The sequence below is a fragment of the Paenibacillus xylanilyticus genome, from assembly GCF_013359935.1.
Lineage (GTDB): Bacteria > Bacillota > Bacilli > Paenibacillales > Paenibacillaceae > Paenibacillus > Paenibacillus xylanilyticus.
The window spans coordinates 1-233 of sequence record NZ_JABMCB010000051.1; the positions used below are offsets into that span (position 1 = coordinate 1).

At 57.1% G+C, this 233-nt stretch carries 1 rRNA gene; it reads right to left on the minus strand.

From position 1 onward, the window contains the following. Window positions 1–233: ribosomal RNA gene (locus HP552_RS00325) — 16S ribosomal RNA — on the minus strand; the annotation flags it as partial.

A 233-nucleotide genomic window follows, 5' to 3' on the forward strand; every position in this document is an offset into this window, starting at 1 on the left:
TCCCAGTGTGGCCGATCACCCTCTCAGGTCGGCTACGCATCGTCGCCTTGGTGAGCCGTTACCTCACCAACTAGCTAATGCGCCGCAGGCCCATCCTCAAGTGACAGATTGCTCCGTCTTTCCAGCTCCCTTCAGGCGAAGGAAGCAAGTATTCGGTATTAGCTACCGTTTCCGGTAGTTGTCCCAAGCTTGAGGGCAGGTTGCCTACGTGTTACTCACCCGTCCGCCGCTAA